We start from the raw sequence: 18,225 nt of genomic DNA on the forward strand, positions 1-18,225 counted from the left end.
ATTTCATGTACGTATTTTCGCGTAAATACAAGTGTCTGTCAGCCTCTCTCCATCTACTGAGAAATCTTCATTCCGTAAAACACCTTCCAGATTATATCCTAGCGCTTCAGGGATGGCGCGGCTCTTCATGTTTTCTGATTCACAGCGGATCTCTAACCGGGCAAACTTCAATTCATTCAAAGCATACTGTGTAATGGCCCCGACAGCTTCTCTCATATACCCTTTCCCACTATGCCTCGTGTCGACCCAATACCCGATTTCAAGCTTAGGGATATCCCAGTCAATGTCAGGAAAACCCGTGGTGCCGATATATACATCCCCCTCTTTCAGAAAAACTAAATACCGGAGACTTTCGCGGGTCAGGAATTTCGCATGTGCTCTTCTTGCGTTTTCCTCTGTCTCTTCAGCACTTGGGAGCTTCTGGGCAAAACCGAGCCATGGTTTCAGTTCATGGATCGATTCCCGGATGGCCTCATTGATGACAGCACCATCTCCTGCTTCCGGTCTCCTTAATAGTAAGCGTTCTGTTTCAATTGATGTTTTAATATCTTTCATAATCGGATTCATCGATTGCCACCCTTCCCCTCCTACAAATTCTTATAATCTATCAAACCCGATATTTGAAGTTTTTTCAATAGATATATTCAATCTTTACCTATTTTTGTATAATAGACGAATATCATTAAACGGAAGGAGGATGGCAGTGAGTAGAAAAAAAGCTTTCCTGTTAATCTTCATCGGCGCGTCCCTCTGGGGGATCATTGGAATTTTTGTAAACCAGCTTTATGAAATCGGATTTACACCATTGCAAGTCGTTGCACTAAGAGTCATCACAGCGGCTGTGCTGCTTATGCTGTATGTAAGTCTGATAAATAGGCGGTTATTGATTATCAAACCGAAAGATACCCATTATTTTATAGGGACAGGCATCATCAGTATTGTCTTGTTTAATTGGTGCTTGTTCAGTGCGATCGAGGAGACTTCCATATCCATCGCCTTCGTCCTCCTCTATACTGCACCTTTGTTCGTCACGCTTTTATCGAGAATATTTTTCAAGGAGTCTTTGACGGTCAGGAAAATATTCGCGCTTGTCACCACATTCACTGGATGTGCGCTCGTCATAGGGTTATTTCCGGGGTGGAATGCTTCACTCTCATTTTATGGACTGATGCTGGGATTAGGTTCCGGGCTTTTTTATGCCCTTTACAGCATATTCGGCAAGTTCGTATTGAAAAAATATCGTTCTCTGACAGTAACTGTCTACACCTTTCTCCTAGCAGCAATCGGCGTCTTTCCTTTCAGCCGTATCTGGGAGACCGGCGATCTCTTGATTGGTGGGAAGGTATGGCTGCTCATCCTTGGGCTCGGTCTTGTGTCGACCATGCTTCCTTTTCTTCTCTATACGAAAGGACTAGAAGCTGTAGAATCCAGCCGGGCATCGATCATCGCAACCATCGAGCCGGTGGTCGCAACGTTCGTAGGTTATTTTGTTTTTGCAGAAAAGATGGATATATGGCAATATACCGGTTTCGGGCTTGTCATCCTATCTGTCATCATCGTACAAGAATCAAAACGAACACAGCCTATTGGTGGAAGTAAATCGCTAGCCGGGTGAATAGTATTCCACCGGCAGAGACAGGAACGACCTGGCCAGATACGACTATTGACCAAAGTAAAAAAGCGATCCATTTCATTCAAGGGTCGCTTTTCAAATATTCAGTACGGCTATTTTTATCTTTACGAAGTTATTTTACAGGTCCTGGGGGCCAAATCCTCATGCATTCTTTTTCAAGTTGTCCAATGTAAGGAAGTAGTTTAGGATAAATCTCCGGACTTCCCATTCAGGGATATCAGCTTTTCCATCGGTAAACCTGGATTGATGATAAGAGTAATTCCCGAATTGTCCCCGTTTTCCGGAAATCAGTTCCTCCATCACTTTGTTCGTCTTCTCCATATAACTCATGCCTCATCACCCTTTCTAGCATCAGTATAACCAGAATGATAACCTTCTATAATTATTGTTTTTGATGAGGAGACATGGAGGTCCATGATCGAAAGGAATCCCCGGACCCGCCTATGCTGTATTCGTGTTGTTATTTTCCTGGAATTCTTCATAATAATGCTGTTTGGCTCTCCATTTCTTATCCCCGCTTCTGAACCCTGTAACCAGTGCAATCACCCCGAAGATAATAGACATGACTCCGGAGTAGTCCGCCATCAAAATCGCAGGGAGAAAGACTTGCAAACTTTCACCAAATGAGGAACGGAGCTGAAAAAGTCTCTTATGTTCGCTCCATCTTGCCTCCCATAATTTCCAAAGTTCTTTGTTCGTTTTCCTGCTCATATAAGTCTCATAGAGAAATATCGCATAAAACACGACGGCACCTAAATAGATGAGTCCAGGTACTGAATCGAGAAATTGCTGGCCAACTCCTATACAAAGAGCCATAGTCAAGAATAGATACCAGGCTGATTTTCTCTCTTTATTTCTTATCGAAATTTGATTGATGCTTTCTTTTTCTAAAGCTTCTTCCATAACACGAACCCCTTATGTATAAACTATCTTCCATAAATCTTACTACTTTTCAGTTTGGAGTAATTGATTAATCTGTTTTCATCTTATAAAAAAAAGATCAAATATGGCGAAGAAAAACAGGTCCCCAAAGAAGAAGTACTAAAAATGATTTTCGGCTTTTTTCTCGTTTTCCTGTATTCACTCCAGGCATTCACCATAAGAGAGCAGGTCAAAAATACCCACACAGCTGATAATGAAATATCAAACTGGGTGAAAAACGGGAGCAAATAAAGAACCAGAGCTATGCTCAATAATATCCAGGCGGTAACCTTTAAAGACTTATCCATGTTGATGACACCTTCCTCCGTCTTCATCACACCAAAGGCTTAACAAATCATAAATTGGATTTTATTCCCTAATATTGTAACAAAAATTTCTATTCCATGATGACTGGATCAGCACTTCCCCCTCCGTATAATAAAATACGGTACATGGATTTAGTTTACGATAATCTTATTATGTATTTTAACTGGTGGTAACTCAGTCTCTAGATTGAGAATTTTTCCTTCCCAAGCCACTGCTCCCTTATTCTAGTTTCCTATATAATGAAATCAGCAGAAAAGGAGCGATGGTCATGACAGTTATAAAATCGTTAATTACAAAGGTAGTCCGCGGGTTTTCTTTTGTTAAGGCTGGTGAGCGGATAGAGGAAATCAAAACAATTACCGCTGATGAAGCGAGAAGGTTGAAAGTCAACATTCAAATGGGGGGCGGGAAACTGAACATCACCGGAGGTTCAAAGGAATGGATGGATGGAACCTTCTTGTACAGGGAAAATAATTTGGTCCCCCTGTTGTCTTATACGTTGCAAGACGATCAAGGAATCATTTCTTTGCAGCAAAAATCCAATTCGATAAAAAGGAGAGGCGGCAGTGAGTGGAACTTGAACCTGACAAATGAACTTCCAGTAGAACTTCAGATTGAAACAGGGGCTTCCTCTTCTTCGTTGGATTTATCAGGTACTCGACTTAAGAAAGTGGATATCCAGACTGGTGTAGGGAACTTGGAGCTTGATTTGAGTGGCGATTGGCAGGAAAGCTTTCAAGTAAACCTGGAATGTGGCGTCGGTGATACCACAATTCACCTGCCAGAAGGCATTGGAGTAAGAATAGAAACAGCTCAAGGGGTAGGTAAAATAAAGGCTGATGGATTGACATACCACGGAGCTTCATTGGTAAACAAAGCTTATGGAGATTCAGAAGTCACCATCGATATTGATGCCAATATGGGTGTCGGTGGACTCACATTCAAATCCGGATAAAGCGAAGAGAAGGTCCCTCATGGAAGGGTCCTTCTCTTTCTTACGTCAAAGCCATCTGTAATACTTTTCTTAACTTTGTACATTTCCTGGTCAGCCTGATCGAGTATTGTGATAAAATCCTCGCTTCCGAAACAAAATTCATACACACCTATACTGATACTGATATGGATGCAGTGCTTGGCACAAAAGAATGGTTCCCGGAAACGCTGGTGGATGTCCTGACACAATTCCCACGCTGTCCGGTTACCCGCATATAATTCATGTACGATAATGAATTCATCACCGCTCAGTCGGAACACTTTCCCCTTTCCTTCAGCAAGATCGTGAAGCAAAAACGAGATATATCTTAATACTTCATCCCCGATTACGTGTCCGTATGTATCATTGATTTGTTTGAACCTATCCACATCTAAAAAAAGATAATATTTGTTATCATTTTCCTGATTCAAGAAAAACTGCTGCAAGGCCTGCCTATTCGGTAGACCGGTCAAATCATCATGATGAATCGCGTTCTGCGATTTTTCAAGATCAGCGATTGTTTTATTATTCCGTTCCGAATTGAATGATTGCTAGATTCTTATCGATCGCATTGAATAAAATCTCATGTCTGAAATTATCTTGCTCCCTCGTATGTAACATCCACAACAGTCCTCTCCATCGTAATTTCCAACCTACTAATCCATCCTTAAGTCCTATTTCTTTTGTATAGGTCGATGATACGGGCAGAGGTTTTCGGAAGCAATTCTGAATGTGCCAAAGAGTATATACCCTGATTAAGGAGGTAATAAGCACTAGATTAAATTTTTAGATTTTTTTGCGCCGAAAATAAAAACTCAGCTGCCTAAACCAGCTGCTGAGTTTCAACTTTATCCCTTGATCATCGTGATGAATTCATTTGTGTCCGTAAAAAACGTGTCGACCTTTACAAAACCAAGATTCTCATATAATCGAATCGCTCGTTTATTGAAGGTTGCGACAGAGAGCCTGATTGGCAGCGTTCCTTTCTGATTGCCAATCTGTTCAATTATAAAACGGGCAAACCCATACCCGTTTCCTTTTCCGGTGAGGGCAGGGTCCATTCCTAGTCCCATATCGACACGTGCTTTTTCGTATACACCGTAGTCATAGCCGGCTGGAACTCTAGCACTCGTTCCAGTACAGAAAAAACCGATGAATGTTTCGTTCTCGAAGACTGCCTGATAACTGCCATCGAGTCTTTCAGCGATCGTTTCAGCATCTGCTTGAACATTGTATAAATCATAAGGAGGCTGGTACCTCCACTGAAGTGACTGGTTAGCGAGAAATTCAGTCATTGGCTGGACAACCTTTGTCATATGTATTCTCCTCTATATTTCAATTACTACGAACTTAACCAAATAGCAGTGCAAAGACACACTAGCAGATAACGTTTCCAAAAGTGGCTTCATGCTAACAAACATTCGTGATTGTACAGGTAAGCATAACGTAAATCGATGAATAAAAAATGCTGATCCGTAAGCGGGACACTGAAGGTCCGCACCATTTCTTTTGTTTCTATATCAGAGTAGAGTTCAGATAACAGCCCTGTATTCAGTACCTTCATCTGCACGACGCTTTCCAGAAAATAGGGACGGAACGCCCAGTTCGAGCCGCGTTTATGTGGTTCCAGTTCCCATGTATCTTCTTTTTTTCTAAAGTTGGCAGACACTTGCTGGCCATCGATATGACAAACGAACATACGAAAGCTTTCGTCGTGGAATTGCTCTGTCACCCATTCTATGAATGCATCCGATTTCTTCGGTCCTTCCCACTTGGCTAGCAATCCTTTGACTTTGTTTTCCCATTTTTTCACGAATCCGTAACGTTGTTCGAGAAGGTTCTTTTCCCGTTGGACATACCCCGCTACTTTCTCCCCTAAATCATTGGTAAGCGATGCCTTGTCGACAAGATCGAAGGCAGGATAAGCTAGATAAAAACCTTGATAATAACGGCTCCCGTGTTTCCAAGCGAAATAAAGCTCGAAATCATCTTCAATGTTTTCAAAGAGGATAGCCGCCCCGATGCGATTGGCGAGCATGGACAAAGAGTAGACGATGTCCTGGAATATATCACTGTTCTGTTTGCGGATGATGCTGGCATCGATTTTTAATATATGAGGCTCCAGTTGGCGGATCCGGTCGATGTTCGAGCTTTTGGCCCCTACATGATCGACCGCAATCTGGATCCCGTACGTTTTATAGTAGAGAAGCAAGTGACTTAAGGACTCAAAATCTTCATCGAACTCGTGCTCTGTCACTTCAATGACCACCCGGTCTAAGCTAAAGCCCTTTTGTTCGTAGACCAGCAGCGTTTCAAGTAAGTCCTCTCCTTCATTCATCATTAGCTGCCCTGCGTTACGGTTGATGAACAATAGACCTTTTTTATTCTTTTCAAGCATCTCTGTCATCGCAAGTCTTAAAATATGCTGGTCGACTTCCGCTTTGAACTCTTCCGGAACCTCAGGGTCATGGAAGAAAGGGCCGAGACTATACCACTCATTCTCATGCTGATAACGTCCGAGTACTTCATAGCCATTGATGTCATGGTTGATCGCACTGACAATCGGCTGGAAGACGGGCTTGATCTTATGTAAGTTTCCTATGATATCTAATGGATCCATATGTCCCCTCCTCTATACACTTCTATTGTATCATTATACAATAAGTTGACTTTCAGACTAAATGAAAGAATATATTTAATCTTGAATTCAAGATTAATGACCATGCAAACTTTTGATATTTTCATATAATAGATGGAAGTCTAGAAAGGAGACTGACTAAATTATGAAGACTATTGTCATAGACGCCGGTCATGGAGGGTCTGATCCCGGAGCAACCTATCAGGGAAGCCAGGAAAAAACCTTCAACTTATCCATCGCTTTGAATGTCCAGCGTATATTATCGCAGAATTACGAAGTTGAAATCGTTATGACACGTACGTCTGATGTAACTCTGTCCCTTGGCGCCCGTACGCAGCTCGCCAATCAAAGGAATGCGGATTTCTTCTTATCCATTCACAATAATGCAGCTGGTGGAAGCGGGTTCGAAAGTTACATTTACAATGGCCCGTTAGTTCCTACTACCCAAGCTTATCAAAACACCATCCACGATCGCATAATCAACACTGTCGGACCGAAATACAATGTCAGCAACCGCGGTAAGAAAGAGGCGAACTTCCATGTGCTGAGGGAATCAGACATGAGTGCACTTCTTCTCGAAATTTTGTTTGTCGACAACCCTGGCGACCTTGCCCTTCTGAAGAACTCTGCCTTCATCAATGATGTAAGCAGAAGCATCGCTGAAGGTGTAACAGACGCTTTGAATCTACCTGGGAAGACACAACCACAACCTGCCCCCGGAGATCTTTACAGGGTCATTGCCGGTTCGTTTCGCGATCGCGAAAATGCAGAGAATCGAATCGAATTTCTTGCCAATCAAGGGATTGCATCATTTGTAGTACAGACGACCATCTCTGGAACTGTCTATTACCGTGTCCAGGCTGGCGCCTATGCGCAAGAGAAGAATGCCAAAGATCAAGTAGCTCGTTTAAAAAGCATCGGAATTACCGGAGCATTCATTGTAAGGGAAACGGGGCCCACACCTCCAACACCTGATCCGGAACCTCCACAAGATGAAGGTTACTCTATTCTTGGTGATCAGTATTTGAATGCCTGCCAGCTTGACGATCTTGTAAAAACAGTCAACCCTGATGCCCCTGACCTCGGACGATTCTATATGAAGTACGGAAATGCTTACGGCATTCGCGGCGATATCGCTTATGCACAAGCCATTCACGAAACAGATTATTTCCGGTTCACCGGCCTCGTTGACCCAGACCAAAACAACTATGCAGGCATCGGTGCTACAGGACCAGGGAATCCTGGTGCGACATTCAGCTCTCCTGAAGAAGGCGTTCATGCACAAATTCAGCACCTTTACGCATATGCCTCCACGGAAGCTATCCCGTCCGGTTACGCAAAAGTAGATCCAAGGTTTGACCTCGTCAGCCGTGGAAGTGGGAAGACATGGATACAGCTCAATGGAAAATGGGCTGTCCCCGGCACAACTTACGGTCAGAGCATCTTATCTATCTATGAGCGTAATATCGATCATGCCATCGAGGAAATGGACCAACAGAAACAAGTGTTGCAAGATGTGTTAGATGAATTATAAAAAGAGAGTGGGACAAAAGAATTTTTCCACTATAAAACCCGAACGAATTTGTTCGGGTTTTCTTTATGGAGCCATAAATGCATACGCCGCTACGGCAACATACTTGAGACCACTGAAAAACACTTTTCAACCTAGAGGAACTGTTAAAGTTTGTTGTTGCTTCTCACGAATCGCTTGTCGGTGGATGCATGCCGCGGGCACGCCTCAGCTAACTTGGTCAAGAAGATCACTTGACCAAGTGGATCTTCGACTCGTGCTTTTCCCGCAGGCGTCACCACCGAACGCTCATCGTGGAATCAACGAGGCCTATCTGAAAAAAGTGATTTTCTTTGATTTATATATGTCTCATCGAAGTAAAGAAGCCGAGTTGAACGATAAAATCGTCCTGCCCGGCCTTTCTTTGATGCATAACTCAGAAAGTTGCAGTTCATCAGTAGCTTCAACATACTTCACTTTCAGCGGAGACGGCCATCTTCCGGGCGCTTCCGCTCGTGTTGTTCCCGCAGGAGGGAGTCTACGTATGTTGCCTACGCTCCATTTGATTCATCCTACCCTAATGTTCGTCTTTTCCAGTGGCAGTCATCGTTTTGTCCCAAACTCGGAGGCTCATTTATCCTCTTCACTCTCGAGCACTCGATCCAGTGAAGATTTGTTTTTCTCTCGCTCTTCTCTTTCAATTTTCATCCATTCCCTTTTATGTACCTGCTGGAGGACACGAGCGGTCTTGGATTGATCGATGCCTTCTTTGACCGCTTTTCTTATGACATTATATAAAATAGTAAAGAAAATAATCGCTGCAATAATAATGACTAAACCCATACTATCTCCTTATCATCTTTTTATTTGAAAACTCTCTTTCTGATCCTTCCACTCTACTGCCACATCAATTTGTTCCATCCCCTCCACATCTATCCCTTGGAATGAAATCGTGTTCCAGTATTGCTTTTTGTCTGGCGGGGATCCTTCAAAGTTGATCGTCGATTTTCCCGACTGATTTTCCATTTCATATGAAAAAATCATCTTCTCAACGTCAGATAGATCTTCAAGTTCACCTTTATAAGTGTAATAAAGATCGTAAGTTTGCCCGGAATCCCCCTCGATATAATCCAATTGTGCATGCCAGTTTTGACTCTGCCCCTCATAAACATAACGATCGTCTAATTCACATCCAGCTAACAGGATCACCAGGAAAATGACGACCATGATGGAGCGATTGGCCTTTATCACTAACATCACCTCCTGTTCTATGATGTACGGGAGGGACGGATCAATGGTTCCACTCAACTTCATACAAATGAGGGATCGAACTAGCTGCTCCCTTACGTGAGACTGCAATACTCGCGGCTTTTGATGCTATACGGAGAGCATCTACTGTTTTCATATCATTAAAGATGCCACTTAAGAAGTAACCGAGAAAGGTATCCCCGGCTGCTGTGGTATCGATGACATCCACTTGAAAGCTTTTCTGCTTTACCGTTTCAATTTCACTCTGATAAATGACTCCTTGCTTACCTAGTGTCAACACCACCTTCAGCAGCGGAAACTCCCCACGTAAAGAAGCTAGTATTTTCTCAGGAGCCTTTTGGCCGGTCAATCTCTCCCCTTCTACTTCGTTCACAATAAGGTAAGTGATTTTGGACAAATCCAACTGTAACAGTGGCTCGGTCATTGGAGAAGGATTCAGGGCAATGAACATTCCTTTTTTATACCCTTTTTCTATGATGATATCCAAGTCTTTGATTTCGTTTTGCAAAACGAGCAAATCTCCTGCTTCAAATCGTGATAAAACATGGTCAATGTGATGATGACCAATCTCTTTATTCGCTCCTCCGAATAGTAGAATGCTGTTTTCACCAGCATCTGTAACTTGGATGATGGCATGACCGGTAACTGTCCCATCCCTTTCAATAAATTCTGTATGTACACCATTCTTTTGTAATTCCGTTAATAAAAATGCGCCATCGGGCCCGATTTTTCCTGCGTGATAGACGTCTGCTCCGGCCCTGGATAAGGCCATCGATTGATTCAAACCTTTTCCTCCGCAATATTCGCTGTAATTAAGCGATGAAAGTGTCTCACCTTCTCGGACAAAATGCGGAACACGATAGACTTTATCAATATTCAATGAACCATAATTAAGTATTTTCAAACTGAATTCCCCCTCTCTTTATTTTAACATTTTTTTATTTCGCATCATTCAAACAGATATTTGATTGACACTTTCACTAAAAGCGCATAAACTAATAATCAAATGAATGTTTGAATATATAGGAGTGACACGATGACGAATATAAAGCGAAAAGATACTTGCGATACTTTTTGTTATGATGAAGAGCTCGTAGAACGAGTCCAGCCGCAAATCGAAGAGGTGAATGGTGTCGAGCTTATTTTCAAAGCGTTGTCAGATGCCACACGCTTGAAGATCGCCTATGCTATGACACTGGAAAATGAACTTTGTGTGTGTGATGTAGCCAACATCACCGGTTCAACCACTGCGACCGCTTCCCACCATTTACGACTGTTACGTAACATGGGGCTTGCCAAATATCGCAAAGAAGGCAAATTAGTCTTTTATTCGCTGGCTGACGATTACATCCATCAAATGGTGACCATCGCCCTTGCGCATAGTAAACAAACAGACCCTCAAGAAGCCAGGGAGACATCAAAATGAGTGAACTTAAGAAAAACGAAACCTCCTGCTGCTCAACCGAAAAAACTGAAGCGGTGAGTTGCTGCGTATCGGATCAAACCTCTACTGCATCCAGTTGCTGTTCAGAAGATAGCAGCAGTATAACGGGCGTTGAAAAAGAATATCGAGTGACGGGAATGGACTGTCCTTCTTGTGCACAGACGATTGAAAAGAATCTGATGCAGTCCCGAAATATTCGCGAAGTCAACATAAATTACAGCACAGCCAAAATGAAGGTAAAAGCTGATCAGGAAAGTAGCTTTTCTGATATCCCTGCAAAAGTGAAAAAGCTCGGGTTTGAGGCTGCCCCTGTGGAACAGGAAAAAGACGTTGAAACTTACAGCATTGAAGGTATGGATTGTGGTTCGTGTGCTAAAACCATAGAAAAACACTTGATGAACCATCCAAAAGTCAAAGAAGTAAGCGTGAATTTCTCGACAGGTAAAATGCAAATCGATCACACGACTAATTCTGAAACGATTATGAAAGAAGTGCAGAAATCCGGTTTCCAAGCCTCCTTGTTTTCCAAGACGGAGTCAGCAGAAAAAGCTCCTTCTAAAAAGGACATAACGACTTGGATCTCCGGGATATTCCTCACTGGCGGTTTCGTTGCTTCCTTTACAGCGCTATCCGAATATTTGGTCATCCTGTTTTATGCGACAGCAATAGTCGTTGGAGGATGGAAACCAGCCAAAAGCGCCTTTTACTCAATTAAAAGCCGTTCGCTGGATATGAATGTGCTGATGGCGTCAGCCGCAATAGGTGCCGCGTTGATTGGAGAATGGTTCGAGGGGGCAATGGTCGTCTGGCTCTTCGCTCTCGGAAACACATTACAAAACCGCTCGATTGAACGGACCCGTGATTCCATTCGTGGGCTGATCGACCTCGCCCCATCAGAAGCCCTTGTAAAGCGCAGCGCTGATTGGGTGACTTTACAAGTGAAAGAAATAACTATCGGTGATACCATCCTCGTTAAACCAGGGGAAAAATTCCCGTTAGACGGTGAAATCACCAAAGGATCGACAAGTGTCAACCAGGCACCGATTACAGGAGAATCTCTTCCTGTAGATAAGAATGTCGGGGACACTGTTTATGCAGGTACTGTCAATGAGAACGGTTCGATTGAAGTCCATGTGACAAAACTCGTGGAAGATACGACAATCGCGAACATCATTCATCTGGTGGAAGAAGCACAAGAGAAAAAAGCACCGACGCAAGCATTCGTCGATCGTTTCGCCAACGTCTATACTCCGATCGTGTTCTTATTGGCTCTACTCGTCATGGTCGGTCCTCCACTACTTGGATTCGGTACCTGGGGCGAATGGGTCTATAAAGGGCTTGCCTTGCTTGTCGTCGCATGCCCTTGTGCCCTAGTCATATCCACCCCTGTTGCTATCGTCTCAGCTATCGGCAATGCAGCAAGGAACGGTGTACTCATCAAAGGCGGAACATTCCTGGAAAAAGCCGGGACCATTAAAGCCATCGCCTTTGACAAAACAGGAACTTTGACCGAAGGAAAACCGAAAGTCACACAGGTATTTCCAATAAATGGTTCACCTGAGGAAATGTTAAGCATTGCCCATACGATTGAAGCTCGTTCCAGTCACCCGATTGCTCAGGCTATTACCGCTTATACAAAGGAACGTTCTATAGAGGAACGACATGGAGAAGACTTTGAAGCGTTAGCAGGTAAAGGAGCCAAAGCAACAATAGAAGGTCTCCCCTACTTTGCAGGTAACCTACGTCTATACGAAGAAATGAAAGTTTCATTAGACGAGAAGACACGCTCTGCTATTCATCAACTGCAACAGGAAGGTCATACGGTCGTCATTATCGGTACAGCAAAAGAAATTACAGGGTACATGGCTATTTCGGATACGATACGCCCAATCACGAAGGATGCTCTCCTTCGGTTGAAGTCAAGCGGCATTGAGGAAATCGTCATGTTGACAGGGGATAACAGAGGAACCGCCGCTAAAATGGCATCTTTAGCAGGAGTCGATCGATCGTTTTCAGAACTCTTACCTGAAGACAAAGTGACTGCCGTGAAAAAACTGCAGTCAGAAGGGAAAGAGGTCGCCATGGTCGGCGATGGGATCAATGATGCACCCGCCCTTGCTACCGCAGATCTTGGAATCGCCATGGGCGGCGCTGGTACTGATACCGCAATGGAAACCGCCGATATCGTATTGATGGCTGACAATTTAGAAAAACTCCCTTATACGATTCGTCTCAGTCGCCGGGCATTGAAAATCATCAAACAGAATGTGTGGTTTGCACTGATTACTAAATTCGCTGCATTAATCCTTATATTCCCTGGAATTCTTACACTTTGGATGGCGGTACTAAGTGATACTGGCGCCGCGTTGATCGTCATTTTGAACAGCATGCGGTTGTTGAAACAAAAATAAGTGAACGCAGAAGAGCTGTTAAAGTTTGTTGTTGCTTCTCACGGATCGCTTGTCGGTGAATGTTTCCCGCGGGCACGGCCTCAGCTAACTTGGTCAAAAAGATTGCTTGACCAAGTGGATTTTCGGCTCGCGCTGTTCCCGCAGGCGTCACCACCGAAAGCTCATCGTGGAATCAACAGATGCCCATCTGATAAGAGTGATTTTCTTGTACATTGAAAGAAGTCGAGTTGAACGACAAAATCGTCCAACTCGGCTTCTTTATTTGATGCATAGCTCTAAAAGTTGCAGTTCTTCTGGTACCTCAAAACCTACGAGCTTTTTTGTGTTCACTTACCTTTCATTTAGCATAGGAACCGCTAGTTTCATTGATTTCTCCCAGTTCAATACGGTTGCCGTCAGGGTCCTGCAGCACAGCGATCGTTCCCCAGTCAAATTCCAGTCGTTCCTGTGAAAAGTCGATGCCTCTTTGTTTTAATACTTTTACTTGTTCATCTAAATGATGCACGTCAAAACGGAGAACGACAGGATTCTGTGCACGATTTTTCTCATGCATGTATCCGACACCCTCCTGTTCCACCATCAAATAACCCTGCGGTAAATCGAACGTGGTCAGGGTATCTTTAACATTTCTCACTTCCAGTTGTAGTCTGTTTTTATAGAAATCAATACAATCCTCATAATGTTCAACGAACAAAATTATTCCGAATTCGCGGAAATTCATAATATCCTCCTCTATCTTGGAATTTTCAAAGCATACCCTTCACTGGCTTATGTATTGCTTCCCTCAAACTGTCTACCTCCTGCATATCGAGTAATTTGGAATCGCCCTTTTGAACAGCTATCACCTTTCGTAAAACAGATTGATATTCAGGCAGTTGAAGAAGTCCCCATTCTCCCGCTTCCAGCTTAGAATTAATCATCCCGTCCTGCAAGTATCGATAGACTCGGAGCATATTCAAAATACTATAGACGGGGTCATCATCCATTTCTTCCAAACAATCCTGATAGTCTGCAAGAATCGCATTTTTATAATCTTCGACAGGGATGGCAGGAAAAACCTCCTTAATCGGCGGTCCGTAAAGCACCCGCCCTCTCTTATTTAAAATAGTCAGGTGGGCCGCTAAATCAGCGTCTCTCATCCCTTCCTTATTGAAGTGCTGCGCTGGATCCATTTCAAAATATTCCCGCCAATCTTCACTGAAATGATAATCGAACAAACAAGGATGCTTCCAATGCTGCAATTGTTCCTTATTCAAAACACTGATTTCAATTGGAAATGGATGGTCGGATCGCGCCAATAAATATTCTGTAAGCAGCCTGTACTGTTCATTTTCCAAAGCCTGATTTGTCACTGCGATCACATCGATGTCGCTACTCTCAGGAAAAAAACTGCCCATAGCGAGCGAACCATGTAAATACACACCTACCAACCGATCACCTGCGATGTCTTCAATTTTAGCGACCAAGTCCTCCAACACCTCATTCACCAAAATGCTCCCCTCCTATACTCTCTGTAAATGCGTATCCTTGAATCCACTCGGATACTTCAAACCATAACCAAGCATCCGGTCCATTCCGATATGAGCCATCCATATGATTGCTACAGATAATAACCATTCATTTGTAATGAAAAATGCCAGCATGATCACAAAAATCGGGATAAGGTAACTGTGGAAAATGTTATACAAAATGCTCCCGATCCGTTCATTGAAAGCATACCCGATCATAGAAATGTCGGGGACGAACAATAAAAGAATGAACAACCACCAGCTGGAATTTTCCTGGATTGAATAGAAAAAGAGGGATGCTAGTAAAACAGATAAACCTTCAAAATGAAGTAGTTTTTGCGTCATTTATCAATCGCCTGCTTTCTTGTTTTCCTTTCGTTAATTGATACGTAATGAAACTCAATACGTTTCATTTTCTAGACACAGGATGATAATACAAGTGTTACTATATCCCCATTCTCATAATTATAAGAACGTTTCCAATCAAATTGAAAGAGGTTATATATATAACATTCCTTACTATTTAGGGGAAGATGAGTATCGTTTTGTTGCACCTAAAGGAATTGCTAGTACGAGTCGTAATGAACTTGAGGAAAGAGGACATATACCGGAATGATTATGACATAGAGAGTGCATTTAGCTATTATGACACCACTTCTGAAAGTTTTTCAGATACTTTATCACATTTATAATAGCTTTACTATCACTTTCGGTTGATATACGGACTACCTCAATCATACTATAATAGTAACTGACATTGGAATAATATCCCTGATCGCAAATTAATGGTAAACTCGTTTTTATCTTGAAGGAGGTCTTTCATGAATTCTTATTCTTCTCAAGTTAGAACAAAAATGATGGGAAAGTACAGCAAGCTTGGAACTCCAGGAAAATGGTATCTGGGAGAAGCCCCTGCAAACCCTCAGCCTGGTGTTGCTCCTCTCGTATTCATTCATGGAATCAATAGCTCTTCCTACACATGGTGGGAGGATAATGATATGTATGAAATGGCTCGAGAGAATGGCTACGAGACAGCGTTCATTGATGTATCGCCTGTAAAGGATATGTGGGACAACGGTCTATTATTAGCAACGATCATCCCTGACCTTTATGAACATTTTGGTGAGCGATTAACTGTAATCGCTCATAGTAAAGGCGGAATAGACACCCAGGCAGCACTTTTGCATTATGGTGCTCTTCCTTACGTTCATGAGATCATTACACTATCTTCACCGCACCATGGTTCGCAGCTCGCGAATCTGGCTTACAGCAGTTGGGCTTCCTGGCTCGCAGATATAATCGGGAGTAAAAATGATGCCACGTTTTCTCTTCAAACAGGGTACATGAGCTACTACAGAAGTCAAACGGACTCCCTGCCGACAATTGATCATGTCCCTACTTTCACATTCGGGGGAACAGGCTGGGGAGCCTTTGGTACATCTTTATTCTGGGGTGGATTATACCTAAGAAGTTTTGGTGCAAATGACGGGGTTGTTACAGTTGAGAGTTCAAGGCTTCCTTATGCAACAGAAATTCGTGTAGACGACTGGAACCATTATGAAATAAAACGAGGAAGTTCTACCTTCCCCTATTTACAAGACTACTTATCAGAGGGTGGAAGAATCCCCATCACTCAAGCGGCCAATGTCGCCAGTCATCCCCCACAAGCTTACCATCCGTCTTATCATCAAGGCGGAGTTTACAGAGGATCTATTGTGGAGATTTTTGAAGTAGAAGAAGAGGTAAAAGAAGTGATCGTCGACTGGGTCAGTAACCAGCAAGACCCTCTCCTAACCTTATTTCATCCAGATGGAAGCAAAGATTATCAAATGATAACCACAGCTGATAGTGAGATTTTCGAAGGAGCCTACCACCACACATTCACCCTTGTATCTCCTGAAAAGGGCAGTTGGAAGCTTCAATCAACTTCTGCCTATGAACGATACCTGCTCTCGGTAGCTTATGAAAGTCCGATTAATGAAGAACTTGAAGTGATCGTCGATGCTGATTTGAATTTACTCTTCCAGACCAAAGGCAGCTATTTAATTTGGAATAATCAAAGGAAATTAACTGCAGATATCCGCTTAGCTTTTATCAGAAAAGGAGAACGGCAATCGAAAACCAATAGCTGGAAGAACATCAACCAGACCATTTTCACAAAGATTCCTAAATACGGAGAGGGAATCTATAATATTACAATCGATGTTCATGGTAAAACAGTAAACAACGATGCCTTTAATCGCACCATTATCCTTTCCGTTTATGTCGATCGAGAAGGGAATATATACCAATAAGTAAAGCCCTTTTTATCAATGTTGTATTTGTTAAACGATTCTGTAGTAAGGGCGTTATTTTTATAGTAAATCTATCTTTGCCATTTTACGCTTCTCCCCTATGCGTCGCTAAAGGGTTATCGCACTTTGGGTTCAGTTACTTTCACTAAAAAGGTCCACCGGCGTCGGTGGACCTTTTAATCGATTAATATAATTGTTGAAGTGCAGTTTTATCAAACGGCTGCAAATCTTCAGCACGGCCTTCGCGGATTTTTTTCACCCATTCAGGATCGATTAGTAGAGAGCGCCCGACTGCTACAAGGTCGAACTCATCATTTTCGAGTTTTCCCATGAGGTTATCGAGATTGGTGGCTTCCGCTGAATTAAAGCTTGTGAATTCTCCATTTAAGCCGACGGAACCTACAGAAATAACCGGTTTACCTGAGAGTTTCTTCGTCCAGCCCGCGAGATTCAAGTCAGAACCTTCGAATTCAGGTTCCCAAAAGCGGCGTGTGGAACAGTGGAAGATATCCACCCCAGCTGATACAAGCGGCTGCAGGAAACTGTCCAGTTCTTCTGATGTCTTCGCGAGTTTCGCATTAAAGTCGTTCATTTTCCATTGAGAAAAACGGAAGATGATCGGGAAGTCTGGTCCGACTTCGCGGCGGCACGCTTCGATGATTTCCACAGCAAACTGAGTGCGTCCAACGATGTCTCCGCCGAAGCGGTCGGTGCGCTTGTTCGTTTGTTCCCAGAAAAACTGATCAATCAGGTAGCCATGAGCGCCGTGAAGTTCAATGGCATCAAAGCCGAGGCGTTTAGCGTCAGCAGCTGCCTGCGCATATGCTTCCACAAGCCGTTCCGTTTCTTCTGTCGTCAGCGGCTCCGTTACTTGTTCTCCGTCAAGGCTTAAACCGGAAGGGCCAACAGGCAGAGCCTCCTCATTTGGGAGCTCACCTTTTTTCCGAGTCATGCCGACATGCCAAAGCTGTGGTGCAATTTTGCCGCCTGCTTTATGCACTTCGTCAACAACGTGCTTCCAGCCTTTTAATGACTCTTCCCCGTGGAAAAGCGGAATGCTTGCACCTGATACAGAAGAAGGATGGTTAATTCCGGTTCCTTCTGTAATGATCAGACCTACACCATTTTCCGCACGGCGGCGGTAATAAGCAGCGACATCTTCGCCGGGTATCCCCTCTGGAGAAAATCCGCGTGTCATAGGTGCCATGACGGTACGGTTGTTCAAGTTTAATTTTTCACTATGGAATGCCTCAAATAGAGGTTCGATGGATTTATTTGTAGTTGTTGTCAATGTATG

The 18,225-nt window shown here is 43.2% G+C and carries 21 protein-coding genes; 6 read left to right on the forward strand and 15 right to left on the reverse strand.

The annotated features are described in order from the left end of the window. Nucleotides 1–3: 3 nt before the first annotated feature. Nucleotides 4–567 (reverse strand): GNAT family N-acetyltransferase, encoded by a 564-nt coding sequence (locus ACTWPX_RS05755; protein WP_443118863.1) that lies wholly within the window; start codon nucleotides 565–567, stop codon nucleotides 4–6. 136 nt (nucleotides 568–703) lie between these two features. Here ACTWPX_RS05755 and ACTWPX_RS05760 point away from each other — a divergent pair, with 136 nt between their 5' ends. Continuing rightward, nucleotides 704–1,615 (forward strand): DMT family transporter, encoded by a 912-nt coding sequence (locus tag ACTWPX_RS05760; RefSeq protein WP_443118864.1) that lies wholly within the window; start codon nucleotides 704–706, stop codon nucleotides 1,613–1,615. A 159-nt stretch (nucleotides 1,616–1,774) separates the two neighbouring features. Here the strand turns inward: ACTWPX_RS05760 and ACTWPX_RS05765 are convergent, their stop codons facing one another. Together ACTWPX_RS05765 and ACTWPX_RS05770 are read right to left on the reverse strand one after the other, a co-directional pair. Beyond that, the gene (locus ACTWPX_RS05765) at nucleotides 1,775–1,963 is read right to left on the reverse strand and encodes a hypothetical protein (RefSeq protein ID WP_128526743.1); all 189 of its coding nucleotides are present in this window, start codon (nucleotides 1,961–1,963) and stop codon (nucleotides 1,775–1,777) included. Between the two features lie 111 nt (nucleotides 1,964–2,074). Continuing rightward, nucleotides 2,075–2,536, reverse strand: a complete 462-nt coding sequence (locus tag ACTWPX_RS05770) for a hypothetical protein (RefSeq protein ID WP_443118865.1) — start codon at nucleotides 2,534–2,536, stop codon at nucleotides 2,075–2,077. A gap of 613 nt (nucleotides 2,537–3,149) precedes the next feature. On the opposite strand from ACTWPX_RS05770, the gene ACTWPX_RS05775 reads away from it, so the two are divergent. Beyond that, on the forward strand, nucleotides 3,150–3,836 hold the full coding sequence (locus ACTWPX_RS05775; RefSeq protein ID WP_443118866.1) for a toast rack family protein: 687 nt from the start codon (nucleotides 3,150–3,152) through the stop codon (nucleotides 3,834–3,836). A 17-nt stretch (nucleotides 3,837–3,853) separates the two neighbouring features. Here the strand turns inward: ACTWPX_RS05775 and ACTWPX_RS05780 are convergent, their stop codons facing one another. The 3 genes from ACTWPX_RS05780 to ACTWPX_RS05790 form a co-directional block, all read right to left on the reverse strand. Then, a complete protein-coding gene (locus ACTWPX_RS05780) occupies nucleotides 3,854–4,372 on the reverse strand; it encodes a GGDEF domain-containing protein (protein ID WP_443119001.1) in 519 nt (172 codons plus the stop codon). Nucleotides 4,373–4,702: 330 nt separating this feature from the next. Then, the gene (locus ACTWPX_RS05785) at nucleotides 4,703–5,170 is read right to left on the reverse strand and encodes a GNAT family N-acetyltransferase (RefSeq protein ID WP_443118867.1); all 468 of its coding nucleotides are present in this window, start codon (nucleotides 5,168–5,170) and stop codon (nucleotides 4,703–4,705) included. A gap of 89 nt (nucleotides 5,171–5,259) precedes the next feature. Continuing rightward, nucleotides 5,260–6,474, reverse strand: a complete 1,215-nt coding sequence (locus ACTWPX_RS05790) for an EAL-associated domain-containing protein (RefSeq protein WP_443118868.1) — start codon at nucleotides 6,472–6,474, stop codon at nucleotides 5,260–5,262. A 163-nt stretch (nucleotides 6,475–6,637) separates the two neighbouring features. Here ACTWPX_RS05790 and ACTWPX_RS05795 point away from each other — a divergent pair, with 163 nt between their 5' ends. After that, on the forward strand, nucleotides 6,638–8,026 hold the full coding sequence (locus ACTWPX_RS05795; RefSeq protein ID WP_443118869.1) for an N-acetylmuramoyl-L-alanine amidase: 1,389 nt from the start codon (nucleotides 6,638–6,640) through the stop codon (nucleotides 8,024–8,026). 143 nt (nucleotides 8,027–8,169) lie between these two features. Here ACTWPX_RS05795 and ACTWPX_RS05800 read toward each other — a convergent pair whose 3' ends face one another. The 4 genes from ACTWPX_RS05800 to ACTWPX_RS05815 form a co-directional block, all read right to left on the reverse strand. Then, nucleotides 8,170–8,304 (reverse strand): hypothetical protein, encoded by a 135-nt coding sequence (locus ACTWPX_RS05800; RefSeq protein ID WP_443118870.1) that lies wholly within the window; start codon nucleotides 8,302–8,304, stop codon nucleotides 8,170–8,172. A 328-nt stretch (nucleotides 8,305–8,632) separates the two neighbouring features. Then, on the reverse strand, nucleotides 8,633–8,845 hold the full coding sequence (locus ACTWPX_RS05805) for a hypothetical protein (RefSeq protein ID WP_443118871.1): 213 nt from the start codon (nucleotides 8,843–8,845) through the stop codon (nucleotides 8,633–8,635). A gap of 12 nt (nucleotides 8,846–8,857) precedes the next feature. Continuing rightward, nucleotides 8,858–9,253 (reverse strand): hypothetical protein, encoded by a 396-nt coding sequence (locus tag ACTWPX_RS05810; protein WP_443118872.1) that lies wholly within the window; start codon nucleotides 9,251–9,253, stop codon nucleotides 8,858–8,860. A 40-nt stretch (nucleotides 9,254–9,293) separates the two neighbouring features. Beyond that, on the reverse strand, nucleotides 9,294–10,175 hold the full coding sequence (locus ACTWPX_RS05815; RefSeq protein ID WP_443118873.1) for a ribokinase: 882 nt from the start codon (nucleotides 10,173–10,175) through the stop codon (nucleotides 9,294–9,296). Nucleotides 10,176–10,307: 132 nt separating this feature from the next. Here ACTWPX_RS05815 and ACTWPX_RS05820 point away from each other — a divergent pair, with 132 nt between their 5' ends. Both ACTWPX_RS05820 and ACTWPX_RS05825 read left to right on the forward strand, forming a co-directional pair. After that, complete coding sequence (locus ACTWPX_RS05820; RefSeq protein ID WP_281975793.1) at nucleotides 10,308–10,697, forward strand: ArsR/SmtB family transcription factor; 390 nt, start codon at nucleotides 10,308–10,310, stop codon at nucleotides 10,695–10,697. Continuing rightward, nucleotides 10,694–13,126, forward strand: a complete 2,433-nt coding sequence (locus ACTWPX_RS05825; RefSeq protein WP_443118874.1) for a heavy metal translocating P-type ATPase — start codon at nucleotides 10,694–10,696, stop codon at nucleotides 13,124–13,126. The genes ACTWPX_RS05820 and ACTWPX_RS05825 overlap by 4 nt, the downstream gene beginning before the upstream one ends. Here the strand turns inward: ACTWPX_RS05825 and ACTWPX_RS05830 are convergent. From ACTWPX_RS05830 to ACTWPX_RS05845, 4 genes are all read right to left on the reverse strand, one after another. After that, a complete protein-coding gene (locus ACTWPX_RS05830) occupies nucleotides 13,089–13,280 on the reverse strand; it encodes a hypothetical protein (protein WP_443118875.1) in 192 nt (63 codons plus the stop codon). The genes ACTWPX_RS05825 and ACTWPX_RS05830 overlap by 38 nt on opposite strands. Nucleotides 13,281–13,463: 183 nt before the next feature. Then, the gene (locus ACTWPX_RS05835) at nucleotides 13,464–13,847 is read right to left on the reverse strand and encodes a VOC family protein (protein WP_443118876.1); all 384 of its coding nucleotides are present in this window, start codon (nucleotides 13,845–13,847) and stop codon (nucleotides 13,464–13,466) included. 25 nt (nucleotides 13,848–13,872) lie between these two features. Beyond that, nucleotides 13,873–14,613: an aminoglycoside adenylyltransferase domain-containing protein gene (locus tag ACTWPX_RS05840; protein ID WP_443119002.1), complete on the reverse strand. Its 741-nt coding sequence runs from the start codon at nucleotides 14,611–14,613 to the stop codon at nucleotides 13,873–13,875. Between the two features lie 15 nt (nucleotides 14,614–14,628). Next, entirely contained in the window at nucleotides 14,629–14,979 is a 351-nt protein-coding gene (locus tag ACTWPX_RS05845) for a DUF4260 domain-containing protein (RefSeq protein WP_443118877.1), read from the reverse strand. A 476-nt stretch (nucleotides 14,980–15,455) separates the two neighbouring features. Between ACTWPX_RS05845 and ACTWPX_RS05850 the strand changes: the two genes are divergently transcribed. Beyond that, nucleotides 15,456–16,928, forward strand: a complete 1,473-nt coding sequence (locus ACTWPX_RS05850) for an esterase/lipase family protein (RefSeq protein ID WP_443118878.1) — start codon at nucleotides 15,456–15,458, stop codon at nucleotides 16,926–16,928. A 184-nt stretch (nucleotides 16,929–17,112) separates the two neighbouring features. On the opposite strand, the gene ACTWPX_RS05855 is transcribed toward ACTWPX_RS05850, so the two are convergent. Continuing rightward, nucleotides 17,113–18,219 carry an NADH:flavin oxidoreductase gene (locus ACTWPX_RS05855; protein ID WP_443118879.1) on the reverse strand — a complete coding sequence of 369 codons (1,107 nt, stop codon included), beginning with the start codon at nucleotides 18,217–18,219 and terminating at the stop codon, nucleotides 17,113–17,115. Between the last annotated feature and the right edge of the window lie 6 nt (nucleotides 18,220–18,225).

Origin of the sequence: Halobacillus sp. H74 (genome assembly GCF_052246715.1) — a bacterium.
Lineage (GTDB): Bacteria > Bacillota > Bacilli > Bacillales > Halobacillaceae > Halobacillus > Halobacillus litoralis_A.

What these genes read in the sequence shown, in the direction of transcription:
- ACTWPX_RS05795 (WP_443118869.1), top strand. Translation starts at nt 6,638, where the DNA reads ATGAAGACTATTGTCATAGACGCCGGTCATGGAGGGTCTGATCCCGGA.
- ACTWPX_RS05805 (WP_443118871.1), bottom strand. Translation starts at nt 8,845, where the DNA reads ATGGGTTTAGTCATTATTATTGCAGCGATTATTTTCTTTACTATTTTA.
- ACTWPX_RS05835 (WP_443118876.1), bottom strand. Translation starts at nt 13,847, where the DNA reads ATGAATTTCCGCGAATTCGGAATAATTTTGTTCGTTGAACATTATGAG.
- ACTWPX_RS05850 (WP_443118878.1), top strand. Translation starts at nt 15,456, where the DNA reads ATGAATTCTTATTCTTCTCAAGTTAGAACAAAAATGATGGGAAAGTAC.
- ACTWPX_RS05775 (WP_443118866.1), top strand. Translation starts at nt 3,150, where the DNA reads ATGACAGTTATAAAATCGTTAATTACAAAGGTAGTCCGCGGGTTTTCT.
- ACTWPX_RS05820 (WP_281975793.1), top strand. Translation starts at nt 10,308, where the DNA reads ATGACGAATATAAAGCGAAAAGATACTTGCGATACTTTTTGTTATGAT.
- ACTWPX_RS05765 (WP_128526743.1), bottom strand. Translation starts at nt 1,963, where the DNA reads ATGAGTTATATGGAGAAGACGAACAAAGTGATGGAGGAACTGATTTCC.
- ACTWPX_RS05825 (WP_443118874.1), top strand. Translation starts at nt 10,694, where the DNA reads ATGAGTGAACTTAAGAAAAACGAAACCTCCTGCTGCTCAACCGAAAAA.
- ACTWPX_RS05770 (WP_443118865.1), bottom strand. Translation starts at nt 2,536, where the DNA reads ATGGAAGAAGCTTTAGAAAAAGAAAGCATCAATCAAATTTCGATAAGA.
- ACTWPX_RS05755 (WP_443118863.1), bottom strand. Translation starts at nt 567, where the DNA reads ATGAATCCGATTATGAAAGATATTAAAACATCAATTGAAACAGAACGC.
- ACTWPX_RS05785 (WP_443118867.1), bottom strand. Translation starts at nt 5,170, where the DNA reads ATGACAAAGGTTGTCCAGCCAATGACTGAATTTCTCGCTAACCAGTCA.
- ACTWPX_RS05845 (WP_443118877.1), bottom strand. Translation starts at nt 14,979, where the DNA reads ATGACGCAAAAACTACTTCATTTTGAAGGTTTATCTGTTTTACTAGCA.
- ACTWPX_RS05790 (WP_443118868.1), bottom strand. Translation starts at nt 6,474, where the DNA reads ATGGATCCATTAGATATCATAGGAAACTTACATAAGATCAAGCCCGTC.